Below are 15,122 nucleotides of genomic sequence, written 5' to 3'. Positions count from 1 at the left end.
TTCCGGGACGGCCGCCCGGACCGGGTCGCCGTACGCCCCGGGGGGTTTGGGGCGGACGGCTGTCCGATCGGTGAGGAGTGTGCGCGAACGCATGCCCGGCGCGGCGCTGGGGAAGCCCGGTACCGGTGTCGCCCACGGTTTCCCGGGAGCGGGGTGTCTCACTCATCTGCAGAAACCGTACGGCAGCGGAAAGGGGACCGACAGCGGGAACGCGCTCCCGCCATCGGCCCCCCACACCTTCTTCACAGCGCCCGCCCGTTACCGCCGGTAGCGGAGCCGTGCGCTGCGTTCGGACGTTCTAGTCGTTCGATCAGATGGCCGCGAACGCGGCCTCGATGACGTCCAGGCCCTCGTTCAGCAGGTCCTCGCCGATGACGATCGGCGGCAGGAAGCGGAGCACGTTGCCGTAGGTGCCGCAGGTGAGGACGAGCACGCCCTCGGCGTGGCAGGCCTTGGCGAGCGCGCCGGCCGCCTCCGGGAAGGGGGTCTTGGAGACCGGGTCCTTGACCAGCTCGATCGCGATCATGGCGCCGCGGCCGCGGATGTCGCCGATGATCTCGTACTTCTCCTGCATGGCCGTCAGGCGGGCCTTCATGACGGACTCGATCTTCTTCGCCGCGGCGTTGAGGTCGAGCTCCTTCATGGTCTCGATGGAACCGAGCGCGCCGGCGCACGCCACCGGGTTGCCGCCGTAGGTGCCGCCCAGGCCGCCGCCGTGGACGGAGTCCATGATCTCGGCGCGGCCCGTCACGGCGGCGAGCGGCAGACCGCCCGCGATGCCCTTGGCGGTGGTGATCAGGTCGGGGACGATGCCCTCGTCCTCGCACGCGAACCACTGGCCGGTGCGGCAGAAGCCGGACTGGATCTCGTCGGCGACGAAGACGATGCCGTTGTCGTTGGCGAACTTCACGAGCGCCGGCAGGAAGCCCTTGGCCGGCTCGATGAAGCCGCCCTCGCCGAGGACCGGCTCGATGATGATCGCGGCGACGTTGTCGGCGCCGATCTGCTTGGTGATCTGGTCGATCGCCTGGGCGGCGGCCTCGGGGCCGCAGTTCTCGGCGCCGGTGGGCCAGCGGTAGCCGTAGGCGACCGGGACGCGGTAGACCTCGGGGGCGAACGGGCCGAAGCCCTGCTTGTAGGGCATGTTCTTCGAGGTCAGCGCCATGGTGAGGTTCGTGCGGCCGTGGTAGCCGTGGTCGAAGACGACGACGGCCTGGCGCTTGGTGTACGAACGGGCGATCTTGACGGCGTTCTCGACGGCCTCGGCGCCGGAGTTGAACAGCGCGGACTTCTTGGCGTGGTCGCCCGGGGTCAGCTCGGCGAGCGCCTCGCACACCTCGACGTAGCCCTCGTACGGGGTGACCATGAAGCAGGTGTGGGTGAAGTCGGCGAGCTGCGCGGAGGCGCGGCGCACGACGGCCTCGGCGGAGGCGCCGACGGAGGTCACGGCGATGCCGGAACCGAAGTCGATCAGGCGGTTGCCGTCGACGTCCTCGACGATGCCGCCGCCCGCGCGGGCCGTGAAGACGGGGAGCACGGAGCCCACGCCGCCGGCCACCACGCCGAGGCGGCGGGCCTGCAGCTCCTGCGACTTGGGGCCGGGGATCGCGGTGACGATGCGGCGCTCCTGCGGGACAGCGGTCATAGGGGGCTCCTGGGGGGTGTTTTCGGACGCACTCGTGTCTTTGTCCGCAGGCTAGGCCCGGGGGAGCGGGTAGGTCATGCTCCGTTCGGGAGTGGTCCCCGCGTGTCCTTGTCCGCGACGGCCATAGGAGCGGCGCGGCACGCATCTCGCCGATCATGCCGGGTACGGGGCCCGAGCCAGGACCGGGCACTAGATTGAACGCCGCATCGCACGGCACGGTCAGGGGGCAGGGGTTCATGGACACCGAGGGCACGCACGACGGGCAGGAGACCCGCGCTGATCGCGTACCGCGCCCTGCCGGGCCTCCCGCGCATCCTCCGAAACCCCGGCACGCTCCCGGATCGGGGCCGACCCTCGTCGACTGGCTGCACGTGGAGCGTCCAGGGGCCGAGCCGGGCGTCTGGCGCTACGGACACATCCCGCGCAAGTCGGCGGAGCCCGCCCAGACCCCGGATCGGGCGCTCGCCAGCGGCGCAGCCATCTCCTTCCTCGCCTGTGTCCTGGTGTGGTCGCTCATGCGCAACACATACATCCCGTTCTGGGACGCCCCGCTGAACCTCTTCACCCCCGACAGTTGGTACTCCGCCAACGGGGAGCCCGTGATGGGGACGGGCGGGATGAAGGCGAAGCCGATCTACGAGCTGCTCTTCGTGGCGGCGCTCCTTTACGGGTTCGGTCGACTGGGAAGCTGGAGGGCCGCTTGGGGCCGCCTGGTCGTGGCGCGTGGCCCCTTGGTGCGGGCCATCGCTGTCGTTCCCTTCGCCTATGTCACCCTCCTGCTGGTCGACAACCACCAGCTGCCCGTCCGCCAATTGGTCTTCGCGTTCCTGCCGTACACGAACGACCAGGTGGCCAACCTGCAACTCGACAACACCGCGAAGACCGTCATCGACGCCGCTGTAGTCCTGGCCTTCGCCTGGCTCGGCGGCGCGTTCCGGCTGCTACGCCGCCTGCTGCCGACCACTACCCCTGTCGCCCCCGCATCGGATCCCGCGCGGAACGCCGCGTCAGAGGACCCGGCCGACGACCCCGTGCGGTGGCCGCAGGTGCGGCAGGCCGGGCTCGGGGAGGTGGCCGACCGGCTGGAGGGGGAGGCCGGGGCCGGGCGGATGAACGACGTGGACTACGCGCGGATCCGGCGCGCCTGGGATTCGGTGCGGGTCGACCCCTCCCGGCTGCGCGCCTTCGCCGAGGCCGTGCGGGACAAGGGCGCCGGGGCCTGCGCGCACCCGTCGGGCGCGCGCGACCTGCCCGTGCGCGCCGCCCGCCACGACCTGCTCGCCCGCCAGGTGCTGCTCGGCACCGTCGAGGACGGTCCGCGCAACCCCTACGCCCGCCGCGGCACCTCCCTCGCGCTCGACCCCGACGTGCTGGGCACCTCCCTGCTCGCCGTCGGCCCCTCCGGCACCGGCAAGACCCGCCGCCTGGTCCGGCCCGTCGTCGAATCCCTCGCGCTCCAGGCGCTCGCCGGCCAGGCCGCCGTCGTCGCCGTCGGCGCGGCCGGGACCGGGGCCCAGCTCGGGCCGGACGGCGCCTTCGACGTCGTGGTCCGCGTCGGCGACCCCGAGTCCGTCTACGACCTCGACCTCTACGGCGGCACCACCGACCCCGACGAAGCGGCCGGCCTCCTCGCCGAGGCCTTCGTCGGGGACGTACCCGGGATCGAGGTGCGCCGGGCCGCCACCGCCCTCGCCCAGCTCCTCGGTCCGTTCCGGGCCGCCCACGGCCGCTTCCCCGCCGTGCCCGAGCTGCGCGAGCTGCTCGACGGGGTGCCCGACGCCCTCGACACGCTGCGCCGGGAGCTCACCGCCGCCGGCCTGCACGCGATGCTGCGCGAACTCGACGCCCGCCGGCGCCAGCAGGGGGCGCCCGCCGATCCCGGGCCCGTCCTCGCCGACCGGGTCGCCCTGCTCGACCGGCCCGCCTTCGCCGGGTTCTTCGACACCACCGGGCAGGGCCGGCCGTTCTCGCTGCGCGCCCTGGAACACCCGGTCCGCGTCCGCGTCGACCTGCCCGAGCGCGGCCACGCCGACGCCTCCCGGATGCTGGCCCGGCTGCTGCTCGCCCAGTTCACCGCGGCCGCCGCCGCCCGCACCGACCGCTCCCTGTTCGCCTTCCTCGCCTTCGACGACGCCTCGCACACCCTGACACCGCAGACCGTGCGGGGCGTGCAGCGGCTGCGCTCGGCGAACGCCGGAGTCCTGCTCACGCTGCGCTCGCTGGACGACGTACCGCAAGAGCTGCGGACCCCGCTGCTCGGCGCGGTCGGCTGCCGCATGGCCTTCTCGGGAGTCACCACCTGGGACGGCAAGCGCTTCGCCGAGACCTGGGGCACCGAGTGGGTGGAGGCCCGCGACGTCACCCACCGGACCGTCTTCGCCGACCAGCCGCTGACCCGCGCGATCCACGCCTTCCGCAAGCTGGTCACCGGCAAGGCCGTCACCACCGACGCGGTCACCGTGCGGCAGGTGGAGCGCGAGCGCTGGTCCGCCTCGGACCTGGCGCACGCCGTACCCCCCGGCCACGCGGTCCTCTCGCTGACCTCGGTGCGGGGGGAACGCGCGGCGCCCCTGCTGGTCCGCCTGGACGGCACGGCCGCACCGGGCTGAGCGGACCCGTACGGGGTGGCAGAATCGAGGGGAGCCGTTCGTACGACACGGCGAAAAGCGCGGGCGGCCGGTCTGCTGCTCCCTGCCGGTCTGCTGCTGCCCGCCGGCCGGCCCCTACCGATCGCGCCCCTGCCGGTCGCGCCCCCGCCGAGACCGCCGCTCCTCCCGCCGCCCCCTCCCGCGAAGGCCCCTGGTAACCGATGCCGCTCACCCTCGCCTCGCTCGTCCAGCACTCGGCGCTCAAGCTCAGCGTCCGGGCGGGGGAGAGCCGCCTCGACACCCCCGTGCGCTGGGCCCACGTCAGTGAGCTCGCCGACCCCGTCCCCTACATGGAGGGCGGGGAGCTGCTCCTGGTCACCGCGATGAAGCTGGACGCGGAGGACCCCCAGGAGATGGGCCGCTACGTACGGCGCCTCGCCGCGGCCGGGGTCGTCGGCATCGGGTTCGCGGTCGGCGTGAACTACGAGGAGGTTCCCGAAGCCCTGGTGGAGGCCGCCCGGACCGAGGACATGCCGCTGCTGGAGGTCCCCCGGCGGACCCCCTTCCTGGCGATCAGCAAGGCCGTCTCCGCCGCCCTGGCCGCCGACCAGTACCGCGCCGTGACCGCCGGCTTCGAGGCGCAGCGGGAGCTGACGCGGGCGGCCCTGTCGGCCGACGGACCCGCCGAGCTGCTGGCGAAGCTCGCCGCGCACGTGCACGGCTGGGCCGCGCTGTACGACACCTCCGGCGCGGTCGTCGCCGCCGCCCCCGACTGGGCCGCCCGGCGCGCCGCCCGCCTCACCCCCGACGTAGGGCGGCTGCGGGAGCGGCCCGCGCCCGCGAGCGCCGTGGTCGGCGGCTCCGAGGACCGGGTCGAGCTGCAGTCCCTGGGCACGGGGCGGCGGGCGCGCGGCGCGCTCGCCGTCGGCACCGCGGCCCCGCTGGGCACGGCCGAGCGGTACGCCGTCCACTCCGCGGTCGCGCTGCTCACCCTCACCACCGAGCGCTCGCGCTCGCTGCACGACGCCGAGTCGCGCCTGGGCGCGGCAGTGCTGCGGATGCTGCTGGCGGGCGAGGCGGACCACGCGCGGGCCGTGGCCGGCGACCTCTACGGAGCCCTGCTGGAGACGCCGTTCCGACTGATCACCGCCGAGCCGGCGCTCGCCGGCACGGCCCGGCCGGAGGCACTGGCGCGGCTGGCCGACGCCGTGGAATCGGCGGCGGCCCGCACCGGCGAGACGCTGCTGGTGGTCCCGGAGCCCGGCCGCCTGGTCGTCCTGGTGGCCGACGGCGGCGCGGCCGTACGGGCCTGCGCCGACCACGCGGAGGCCCTGGAGGCGCGGCGCGCCCGGGACGCCACCGGTGCCGGGCCGGACGAACTGGTGGTCGGCCTGTCCGCACCCGCCGGTCCGGCCGGCGTGGCGGCGGCCCTCAAACAGGCCGACCAGGCCCTGGCCGTGGCCCGCCGCCGGGGACGGGCGATGGTGGAGCACGAGGACATGGCGGCCGGATCGGTCCTGCCGCTGCTGGCCGACGACGCCGTACGGGCCTTCGCGGAGGGCACCCTGCGCGCGCTGCGGGAGCACGACGCGACCGGGCGCGGCGACCTCGTCGACTCGCTGCACGCCTGGCTCTCGCGCCACGGCCAGTGGGACGCGGCCGCTGCCGACCTCGGCGTGCACCGCCACACCCTGCGCTACCGGATGAAGCGGGTCGAGGAGATCCTCGGCCGCTCCCTGGACGATCCGGACGTCCGCATGGAGCTGTGGCTCGCCCTGAAGGCCTCCTCCGCCGCCTCCTAGCCAGGTCCTGTCGTCACAGCAGCGAGGGTCGGGCGTGTTGCGAGACAGGCGTGGCCCGGGGGCGGCGTGCCGGTCGCAGGAGGCCGCCTCGCGCACACCGCCGCGCGGCCTGACAGTGACAAACCGGCGCGGCCCGGCCCGGAGGTACTACACCCCGGACAAACAACGGATCCACGCCCGAGCCCTACGGTGGTGGGGACAACGACCCACCGCACACATCGAAGGGCCGGGATTCGCATGACTTCCACCCACGCGTTCTGGCTCGCCGGCCGCCAGGCCACCGGCGAGGACAGCTTCGACGTCCACTCCCCGTGGGACGGACGCCTGGTCGGCACCGTGAGCGTGCCCACCGACGCCCAGGTCGAAGAGGCCGTGGCAGCGGCGCACGCCGTGACGGCGGAATTCTCCGCGACCCCCGCCCACGTGCGTGCCACCGCCCTGGACCACGTGTCCAAGCGGCTCGCCGAGCGCACCGAGGAGATCGCCCAGCTGATCTCCGCCGAGAACGGCAAGCCCATCAAGTGGGCCCGCGGTGAGGTCGGCCGTGCGGTGTCCGTGTTCCGCTTCGCCGCCGAGGAAGCCCGCCGCTTCAACGGCGGCGAGGCCCAGCGCCTCGACACCGACGCCGGCGGCGTCGGCCGCCTCGCGCTGACCCGCCGCTTCGTCAAGGGCCCGGTCCTCGGCATCGCGCCGTTCAACTTCCCGCTGAACCTGTGCGCCCACAAGGTCGCCCCGGCCATCGCGGTCGGTGCGCCGATCATCCTCAAGCCCGCGCCGGCCACGCCCCTGTCCGCGCTGATCCTGGGTGAGCTGCTCGCCGAGACCGACCTCCCGGCCGGCTCCTGGTCGGTGCTGCCGGTCGCGAACGAGAAGATGCCCGCCCTGGTCAAGGACGAGCGCCTCCCCGTCATCTCCTTCACCGGCTCGGACAAGGTCGGCTACGCCATCCAGCGGTCGGTGCCCCACAAGCACTGCACCCTGGAGCTCGGCGGCAACGCCGCGGCCGTGGTCCTCGCCGACTGGGCCTCCGAGGCCGACCTCGACTGGGCCGCGACCCGTATCGCGACCTTCTCGAACTACCAGGCCGGCCAGTCCTGCATCTCGGTGCAGCGCGTCATCGCCGACGCGTCGGTCTACGACCGCCTCGTCGAGAAGGTCGTCGCCAAGGTCCGTGAGCAGGTCACCGGCGACCCCGGCGACGTGGCCACCGACGTCGGCCCCCTCGTCTCCGAGGACGCCGCCAAGCGGGTCGAGTCCTGGGTCGAGGAGGCCGTGTCCGCCGGAGCCGAGCTGCTCACCGGCGGCAAGCGCGACGGCGCCTCCTACGAACCCACCGTCATCGCGGACCTGCCCGCCGACACCACCCTCGCCCGCGAGGAGGTCTTCGGTCCGGTGCTGACGCTGACCAAGGTCGACGGGACCGACGCCGCCTTCGCCGCGGTGAACGACTCGAAGTTCGGCCTGCAGACCGGCGTCTTCACCCGCGACATCCAGACCGCTTTCCGCGCCCACCGCGAGCTGGAGGTCGGCGGCGTGATCGTCGGCGACGCGCCGTCCTACCGCGCCGACCAGATGCCGTACGGCGGCGTCAAGCAGTCCGGTGTGGGCCGCGAGGGTGTCCGCTACGCGATGGACGACTACACGTACGAGCGAGTCCTGGTCCTGACCGGCCTCGACATCTGATCTCGTACGGCCAATGAGCCGACGGCCGGAGCCCACTGTGCGGGGGCTCCGGCCGTCCCCCTTTTTACCCCTCTGACCTGCAGAAACGTCGAATCCTGACTGACTCTTCGTGAGCTGATGGGAACACGCCCGAGTCGTCGAACGGCAGCGGGTGCGAGCTGGGTGCGTTGCTTGACGGGCGTCGACCAGCGGGCCCACACTGGCTGTATGACATTTGTACGACAGAGTGGAGGAGGCGTGGACGCCGCCGCGGATCCCAAAAAGCGGCAGGCCAAGAAGGCCGCCGCGAAGACAGCGAAGCGGAACGCGGCCACGGCCGTGCTCGGGCCCAGCAGGTTGGCACAGGTCCGGCTCCGCAGCGACGAGATGCAGGCCCTCCAGGACGTCATGCGGACGCTGCATCTCGGCTCGACCTCCGATGCCCTTCGCGAAGGCCTGAGGCTCCTTGCGCGGGAAGCGGCCGAGGTGGGGGCGGCCGAGGACATCCGCGCCTTCTACCAGGAGCAATCCGCGCCTCTGCCTGAGGGCGTGGTCGAGCCGAGCGACGCCGAGCTTGCGGCAGCGGACGAGATGCAGTGGTGAGCCCCGGTACGGCTCTGCGCGGCGAAGTGTGGGTCTGCGCATTGCCCCAGCCGGTGGGCCCGCATCCCGTGGTTGTCCTCACGGTCAACCGGATCGCGGAACCGCTCGCCTCCGTCACGGTCGCGCTGATCACCGGCGCTTCCGGTCCGGAGGTCACCCATACCCCCATCGGGCCTGACGCGGGCCTGACGAAGTACGACGAGTCGTACGTGAACTGCGCGGACCTTCACACCGTGGCGATATCACGCCTGCGGAGGAAACTCGGGCTGCTGGCACCCGGTGAGCTGCGCCGCGTGGAAGATTCCGTCCGCTTGATCCTCGGTCTACGGCACTGACGTCGCAGGGCGCAAGCCCGGGCGTCGTGCTCCGCATGGGCGGGCTGCGTCGGCATCACGCTGAGGAGGCAAGCCAGGCCCGGAGGTTCACGCCGGGCCTACCACTGTGTCACGCCGCAGAGCCTGTTCCAGGCCGTGTTCCCGGCCCTGTTCCCACGGGAACACCGGTGGCCGAGCGGGCGGGAGGATGCGGACGGGTGAGGGAGGATTGGGCCGGATGCGCCGACCATTCGCGCACGTCAGACCAACGTCGCAGGTCAGAGGCGGTCCGAGGAACGCGCTGTGCGGGGGCTTTGGCCGTCCCCCTTTTCCATCCCGCCCACATTGGGTACGACTCACGGGTAGCAGCGACCGGAAATCCGGTGCCCCAACCCACTCCGGCGGCGAGGTGAGTCCCCGCATGTCCGCAACACAACCCGTACAGCCCAAGGTGACCGAGCGCGAGGCGCGGCAGGTCGCGGAGGCGGCCCGGGAACACGACTGGCGCAAACCCAGCTTCGCCAAGGAGCTCTTCCTCGGCCGGCTGCGCCTCGACCTGATCCATCCCCACCCGCTCCCCGCCGACGAGGACGTCCGGCGCGGCGAGGCCTTCCTGGCGCGGCTGCGGGCCTTCTGCGACAGCGCGCTCGCCGACGGCCTCCCCGGCCGCATCGAACGCGAGGCGAAGATCCCCGACGAGACCGTGCGCGCGCTGAAGGACCTCGGCGCCCTCGGGATGAAGATCGACCCCAAGTACGGCGGCCTCGGCCTCACCCAGGTCTACTACAACAAGGCGCTCGCCCTCGTCGGCTCCGTCAGCCCGGCCATCGGCGCCCTGCTCTCCGCGCACCAGTCCATCGGAGTGCCCCAGCCGCTGAAGATCTTCGGGACGCAGGAGCAGAAGGACACCTACCTCCCGCGCTGCGCCACCACCGCCATCAGCGCCTTCCTGCTGACCGAGCCCGACGTGGGCTCCGATCCGGCGCGCCTGGCCACCACCGCGGTCCCCGACGGCGAGGACGCCTACCTGCTGGACGGCGTCAAGCTGTGGACCACCAACGGGGTCGTGGCCGACCTCCTCGTCGTCATGGCCCGCGTCCCCAAGAGCGAGAACCACCGCGGAGGGATCACCGCCTTCGTCGTGGAAGCCGACTCGCCGGGGATCACCGTCGAGCACCGCAACGCCTTCATGGGCCTGCGCGGCCTGGAGAACGGCGTCACCCGCTTCCACCAGGTCCGGGTCCCCGCGGCCCAGCGCATCGGCGCCGAGGGCTCCGGCCTCAAGATCGCCCTGACCACGCTGAACACCGGCCGGCTCTCCCTGCCCGCCATGTGCGTCGGCGCCGGGAAGTGGTGCCTGAAGATCGCCCGCGAGTGGTCCGGCGTCCGCGAGCAGTGGGGCCGGCCGGTCGCCCGGCACGAGGCCGTGGGCGCGAAGATCTCCTTCATCGCGGCCACCACCTTCGCCCTCGAAGCCGTGGTCGACCTCGCCTCCCAGATGGCCGACGAGGACCGCAACGACATCCGCATCGAGGCCGCCCTCGCCAAGCTCTACGGCTCGGAGATGGCCTGGCTGATGGCCGACGAGCTGGTCCAGATCCGCGGCGGCCGCGGCTTCGAGACCGCCGAGTCCCTCGCGGCGCGCGGCGAGCGCGCCGTACCCGCCGAGCAGATGCTGCGGGACCTGCGCATCAACCGGATCTTCGAGGGCTCGACCGAGATCATGCACCTGCTGATCGCCCGCGAGGCCGTCGACGCCCACCTGTCGGTCGCGGGCGACCTCATCGACCCGCAGAAGGCCCTCGGGGACAAGGCGAAGGCGGGCGCCCGCGCCGCCGCCTTCTACGCCCGCTGGCTGCCCCAGCTCGCCACCGGCGCCGGACAGCTCCCGGGCACCTTCCGGGCCTTCCACCCCGACGGCCACCCCGACCTCTCCACCCACCTGCGCCATGTCGAGCGCAGTGCCCGCAAACTGGCCCGGTCCACGTTCTACGCCATGTCCCGCTGGCAGGGCCGCATGGAGACCAAGCAGGGCTTCCTCGGCCGGATCGTCGACATCGGGGCCGCGCTGTTCGCCATGAGCGCGGCCTGCGTGCGCGCCGAGCACCTGCGCGCCACCGGCGAGCACGGGCGCGAGGCGTACCAGCTGGCCGACGCCTTCTGCCGGCAGTCCCGGATCCGCGTCGAGGAGCTCTTCGGCCGGCTCTGGAACAACACCGACGAGCTCGACCGCAAGGTCGTCGAGGGCGTCCTGGGCGGTACCTACGCCTGGCTGGAGGAGGGCGTCCTCGACGCCTCCGGCGACGGCCCCTGGATCGCGGACGCCACCCCCGGCCCCGCAGCCCGGGAAAACGTGCACCGTCCCATCCGCTGACCTGCGATCATCGAAGCAGTAGGACGGACGTACGAGCACGAGCACGAGCGCGAGGCGGGCAGCGATGTCGACGGCCGTGGAAGACCGCAACAGCCGGCGCCTGGCCTGGTGCGTGGCGCACGTCCTGCGCCACGCACCGGACCACATCGCCCGCGACCTCCTCGGCCGGCTCGACGGGCCCACCCGCAAGTACCTCTGCCGCGACGAGTGGCTGCCCGCCTCGGCCGTGACGCTCCTGCTGCGCCACGGCAGCGAGGAGGACCGGCGCTACATCGCCCGCAACCCCCGCGTCGTCGGACGGCCGCTGCCGGGCCTGCCCGGGCCCGCCCGGTACGCCCGCCGCCGCCCGCCGCCCGGACTCCTCCCGGTGCTGCGCGCCGAACTGGGCCGCGACCCTGCCGACGGGGCCCTGACCACCGCGGAACTCACCGCCCTGCTGCGCCGGCACGGCAGGCACCGCCCGCGGGTCCCCCTCCACATCCTGCGGCTCCCCTACGACCTGGACCCCGGCCTGCTGCACTCCGAGCACGCCCGGCAACCGCTGCCGCCCGGATCAGCCGAGGCCCTGCTGCTCGTCGCGGACCTCCCGGACGAAACGGTCCGCGCCCTGCTCGCCGAGCCCGCCCACCGCACCGACGGCCCCTCCTGGCACCGCCCCGCCGTCCGCGCCGTCCGCATGGGACTGCTCACCCACGAGGAACTCGTCGACTGCGTCGCCCCCGCCCGCCGCACGCTGCTGCTGGGCCACCTCCCCGAGCACCGGTCGCTGCGCTGGACCCTGCCCGAACAGGCCGGGATGCAGACGGCCGTGGACCGGGCCCTGCGTCCCCTCGGGGACGACCCCCGGCTCTGGTCCGAACTGCTGCGCCACGCCCCCGGCTTCCCCGGCCCGCTGCCGGAGCTGGTCGCCGCCGTGGCCGGGGGGAGCCCGCCGGAGCCCGGGGGCTCCCCCCGGGAGGCGTCGCCGGGCGGCGCCCTGGCCCGGGCCGTGGCCCGGCTGGCCCCGGCGTCCGTCGATCCGTCCGGGGGAGTGGAGCGCGAACTCGCCCTGGCGAGCCTGGCCGTCCCCATGGACACCGTCGAGGAGGACGTCCGCTGGGTGCGCGACTGCCTGGACCGGTCCCTGCTGACCGGCGCCGACGTGGTCCGGCACAAGCTGCCCGCCTGCTGGGCCCTGGACGAGGACCACTGGCTCGGCGACATCGACCACCCCGACCGGCACGACCGGCCCCGGGCCGTCCTCGACGCGCGGGCGGAGGCCGACCGGCTGTTCGCCGTGGCCGTCAAGGAGGACCCCGAGGCATGGTGGCGTGTGGCCCGTACGCTCCCCGACTTCGCCGGAACCCTTCCCCACCTGCTCCTGCGGGTCACCGACGGGGGCTCCGTGTCGGAGCGCGCCTGACTTGCGGCAACAATGGGGGCATGAGCGACCGCCCAGCCCCCCTCGCCGACCCGCACGTCGTCTTCGATCCTGCGGCCGGCCCCCGGGACATCGTCATCCTCGGTTCCACCGGCTCCATCGGGACCCAGGCCATCGACCTCGCCCTGCGCAACCCCGACCGGTTCCGGGTGACCGCGCTGTCCGCCGCCGGCGGGCGGGTCGGGCTGCTGGCCGAGCAGGCCCGGCTGCTGCGCGTGGAGAAGGTGGCCATCGCCCGCGAGGACGCCGCCCCGGCCCTGAAAGAGGCGCTGAGCGCCCAGTACGGCACGGAGCCGGCGCCCGAGGTGCTGGCCGGGCCGGACGCCGCGTCCGAGCTCGCCGCCTCCGCCTGCCACACCGTCCTCAACGGCATCACCGGGTCCATCGGCCTCGCGCCCACCCTCGCCGCGCTGCGGGCGGGCCGCACCCTGGCCCTCGCCAACAAGGAGTCGCTGATCGTCGGCGGCCCGCTGGTGAAGGCCCTCGCGCGGCCCGGACAGATCATCCCCGTGGACTCCGAGCACGCCGCGCTCTTCCAGGCGCTCGCCGCCGGCACCCGCGCGGACGTGCGCAAGCTCGTGGTGACCGCCTCCGGCGGCCCCTTCCGCGGCCGCACCCGCGCCGAGCTCGCCGGCGTCACCGTCAAGGACGCCCTGGCGCACCCCACCTGGGCCATGGGCCCGGTGATCACCGTGAACTCCGCGACCCTGGTCAACAAGGGGCTGGAGGTCATCGAGGCGCACCTGCTCTACGACATCCCCTTCGACCGCATCGAGGTCGTGGTCCACCCGCAGTCCTACGTCCACTCGATGGTCGAGTTCACCGACGGCTCCACCCTCGCCCAGGCCACCCCGCCGGACATGCGCGGCCCCATCGCGATCGGTCTCGGCTGGCCCCAGCGGATCCCGGACGCCGCCCCCGCCTTCGACTGGACCAAGGCTTCCACCTGGGAGTTCTTCCCGCTGGACACCGAGGCTTTCCCGGCGGTCGGCCTGGCCCGGCACGTGGGCACCCTCGGCGGCACCGCCCCGGCCGTCTTCAACGCGGCCAACGAGGAGTGCGTCGAGGCGTTCCTGGCAGGTCGGCTGCCGTTCACGGCAATCATGGATACCGTCTCTGCCGTGGTCGACGAGCACGGGACGCCGGAGCCGGGAACTTCCCTGACGGTCCAGGACGTCCTCGAAGCGGAAGCCTGGGCCAGGGCCCGGGCGCGGGAGATGGCGGCGCGGGCCGCCGTGGAGGCGCGCGCATGACACTTCTGATGACGGTGCTCGGAGTCGTGATCTTCGCGGTGGGCCTGCTGGTCTCCATCGCGTGGCACGAGCTGGGACACCTCTCCACCGCCAAGGTCTTCGGCATCCGGGTGCCGCAGTACATGGTCGGCTTCGGCCCGACCATCTGGTCGCGGAGGAAGGGCGACACCGAGTACGGGATCAAGGCGATCCCGATGGGCGGCTACATCCGCATGATCGGGATGTTCCCGCCCGGCGAGGACGGCAAGGTCACCGCCCGCTCCACCTCGCCCTTCCGGTCGATGATCGAGGACGCGCGCTCGGCGGCGTACGAGGAGCTCCAGCCCGGCGACGAGGACCGGCTCTTCTACACGCGCAAGCCGTGGAAGCGCGTGATCGTGATGTTCGCCGGCCCCTTCATGAACCTGGTCCTGGCCGTCGCGATCTTCCTCACCACCCTGATGGCCTTCGGACTGAACACCCAGACGACCGTGGTCGGCTCGGTGTCCGACTGCGTCATCCAGCAGAGCGAGAAGCGCGACAAGTGCGCCGCGGGCGACCCGGCGGCCCCCGCCAAGGCGGCGGGCCTCGCCCAGGGCGACAAGATCGTCGCCTTCAACGGCCGCCCGGTCGCCGACTGGTCCGCCCTGCAGAAGGACATCCGCGCCACCGTCGGCCCCGCCACCCTCACCGTCCAGCGGGCCGGCCACCGGGTCGACCTGCACGCGAACCTGATCGAGAACAAGGTCGCCAAGACGGACGGCAGCGGCCGGTACGTCAAGGACGAGTACGTCACCGCGGGCTTCCTCGGCTTCGCCCCCGCCTCCGGCTACGTCCCGCAGTCCTTCGGCCAGTCCGTGGACCGCATGGGCGAGATGATGAAGGCCGGCGTGCAGTCGCTGGTCGACCTGCCCACGAAGGTCCCCGACCTGTGGAACGCGGCCTTCAACGGCGCCGAGCGCAAGCAGGACAGCCCGATGGGCGTCGTCGGCGCCGCGCGCGTCAGCGGTGAGATCTTCACCCTCGACATCCCCGCCCAGCACCAGCTGGTGTTCTTCCTCAACCTGCTGGCCGGCTTCAACCTCTCGCTGTTCCTGTTCAACATGCTGCCGCTGCTCCCGCTCGACGGCGGGCACATCGCCGGAGCCCTGTGGGAGTCGGTGCGGCGCAACCTCGCCCGGGTCTTCCGCCGCCCCGACCCCGGCCCCTTCGACGTGGCGAAGCTGATGCCCGTCGCCTACGTGGTGGCCGGACTGTTCATCTGCTTCACCCTGCTGGTGATGGTGGCCGACGTGGTGAACCCCATCAAGATCACCTGACGCTGCGGGCGTCCGCACCACGGACCCGGGGCCGGGCACGCATCGTGCCCGGCCCTCCCGCGTTCGGGTGGCGCGCACCCCGGGATGCGCGCGGCGCTCGCCGATTGGCGTAATCTCGAAGGCTGGAGCCCGCCGATCTCGGGACCTTGATCCACACCTTGGG

Annotated in this window: 10 protein-coding genes; 9 read left to right on the top strand and 1 reads right to left on the bottom strand. The window is 73.0% G+C overall.

The window, feature by feature from the left end; all coding sequences use genetic code 11:
- Positions 1–310: 310 nt before the first annotated feature.
- Complete coding sequence (gene gabT, locus AMK16_RS07695; protein ID WP_073910917.1) at positions 311–1,645, bottom strand: 4-aminobutyrate--2-oxoglutarate transaminase; 1,335 nt, start codon at positions 1,643–1,645, stop codon at positions 311–313.
- A 236-nt stretch (positions 1,646–1,881) separates the two neighbouring features.
- Between gabT and AMK16_RS07690 the strand changes: the two genes are divergently transcribed.
- From AMK16_RS07690 to AMK16_RS07650, 9 genes are all read left to right on the top strand, one after another.
- On the top strand, positions 1,882–4,254 hold the full coding sequence (locus tag AMK16_RS07690; protein WP_073913353.1) for an ATP/GTP-binding protein: 2,373 nt from the start codon (positions 1,882–1,884) through the stop codon (positions 4,252–4,254).
- 200 nt (positions 4,255–4,454) lie between these two features.
- Positions 4,455–6,035 (top strand): PucR family transcriptional regulator, encoded by a 1,581-nt coding sequence (locus AMK16_RS07685; RefSeq protein WP_073910913.1) that lies wholly within the window; start codon positions 4,455–4,457, stop codon positions 6,033–6,035.
- A gap of 237 nt (positions 6,036–6,272) precedes the next feature.
- On the top strand, positions 6,273–7,718 hold the full coding sequence (locus AMK16_RS07680) for an aldehyde dehydrogenase family protein (protein ID WP_073910909.1): 1,446 nt from the start codon (positions 6,273–6,275) through the stop codon (positions 7,716–7,718).
- Positions 7,719–7,955: 237 nt separating this feature from the next.
- Positions 7,956–8,300: a hypothetical protein gene (locus tag AMK16_RS37080; protein ID WP_242438661.1), complete on the top strand. Its 345-nt coding sequence runs from the start codon at positions 7,956–7,958 to the stop codon at positions 8,298–8,300.
- Positions 8,294–8,635, top strand: coding sequence for a type II toxin-antitoxin system PemK/MazF family toxin (locus AMK16_RS07670; RefSeq protein ID WP_073910905.1), 342 nt, complete (start codon positions 8,294–8,296; stop codon positions 8,633–8,635). Before AMK16_RS37080 ends, AMK16_RS07670 begins: the two co-directional genes overlap by 7 nt.
- Before the next feature lie 400 nt (positions 8,636–9,035).
- The gene (locus tag AMK16_RS07665; RefSeq protein ID WP_073910901.1) at positions 9,036–10,988 is read left to right on the top strand and encodes an acyl-CoA dehydrogenase family protein; all 1,953 of its coding nucleotides are present in this window, start codon (positions 9,036–9,038) and stop codon (positions 10,986–10,988) included.
- 64 nt (positions 10,989–11,052) lie between these two features.
- Complete coding sequence (locus AMK16_RS38050) at positions 11,053–12,390, top strand: hypothetical protein (RefSeq protein WP_073910897.1); 1,338 nt, start codon at positions 11,053–11,055, stop codon at positions 12,388–12,390.
- 20 nt (positions 12,391–12,410) lie between these two features.
- On the top strand, positions 12,411–13,661 hold the full coding sequence (dxr, locus tag AMK16_RS07655) for a 1-deoxy-D-xylulose-5-phosphate reductoisomerase (protein WP_073910893.1): 1,251 nt from the start codon (positions 12,411–12,413) through the stop codon (positions 13,659–13,661).
- Entirely contained in the window at positions 13,658–14,959 is a 1,302-nt protein-coding gene (locus tag AMK16_RS07650; protein WP_073910890.1) for a M50 family metallopeptidase, read from the top strand. Before dxr ends, AMK16_RS07650 begins: the two co-directional genes overlap by 4 nt.
- Positions 14,960–15,122: the final 163 nt, after the last annotated feature.

This window comes from Streptomyces sp. CB00455 (genome assembly GCF_001905445.1).
In the GTDB taxonomy this organism is placed as follows: Bacteria; Actinomycetota; Actinomycetes; order Streptomycetales; family Streptomycetaceae; genus Streptomyces.
The sequence above is the reverse complement of the archived record's forward strand: the minus strand, read 5'-3'. Positions and strand labels throughout refer to the sequence as shown.

Excerpts from the sequence above, each read along its gene's own strand:
- gabT (WP_073910917.1), bottom strand. The coding sequence starts at position 1,645 with ATGACCGCTGTCCCGCAGGAGCGCCGCATCGTCACCGCGATCCCCGGC.
- AMK16_RS07690 (WP_073913353.1), top strand. The coding sequence starts at position 1,882 with ATGGACACCGAGGGCACGCACGACGGGCAGGAGACCCGCGCTGATCGC.
- AMK16_RS07685 (WP_073910913.1), top strand. The coding sequence starts at position 4,455 with ATGCCGCTCACCCTCGCCTCGCTCGTCCAGCACTCGGCGCTCAAGCTC.
- AMK16_RS07680 (WP_073910909.1), top strand. The coding sequence starts at position 6,273 with ATGACTTCCACCCACGCGTTCTGGCTCGCCGGCCGCCAGGCCACCGGC.
- AMK16_RS07665 (WP_073910901.1), top strand. The coding sequence starts at position 9,036 with ATGTCCGCAACACAACCCGTACAGCCCAAGGTGACCGAGCGCGAGGCG.
- AMK16_RS38050 (WP_073910897.1), top strand. The coding sequence starts at position 11,053 with ATGTCGACGGCCGTGGAAGACCGCAACAGCCGGCGCCTGGCCTGGTGC.
- dxr (WP_073910893.1), top strand. The coding sequence starts at position 12,411 with ATGAGCGACCGCCCAGCCCCCCTCGCCGACCCGCACGTCGTCTTCGAT.
- AMK16_RS07650 (WP_073910890.1), top strand. The coding sequence starts at position 13,658 with ATGACACTTCTGATGACGGTGCTCGGAGTCGTGATCTTCGCGGTGGGC.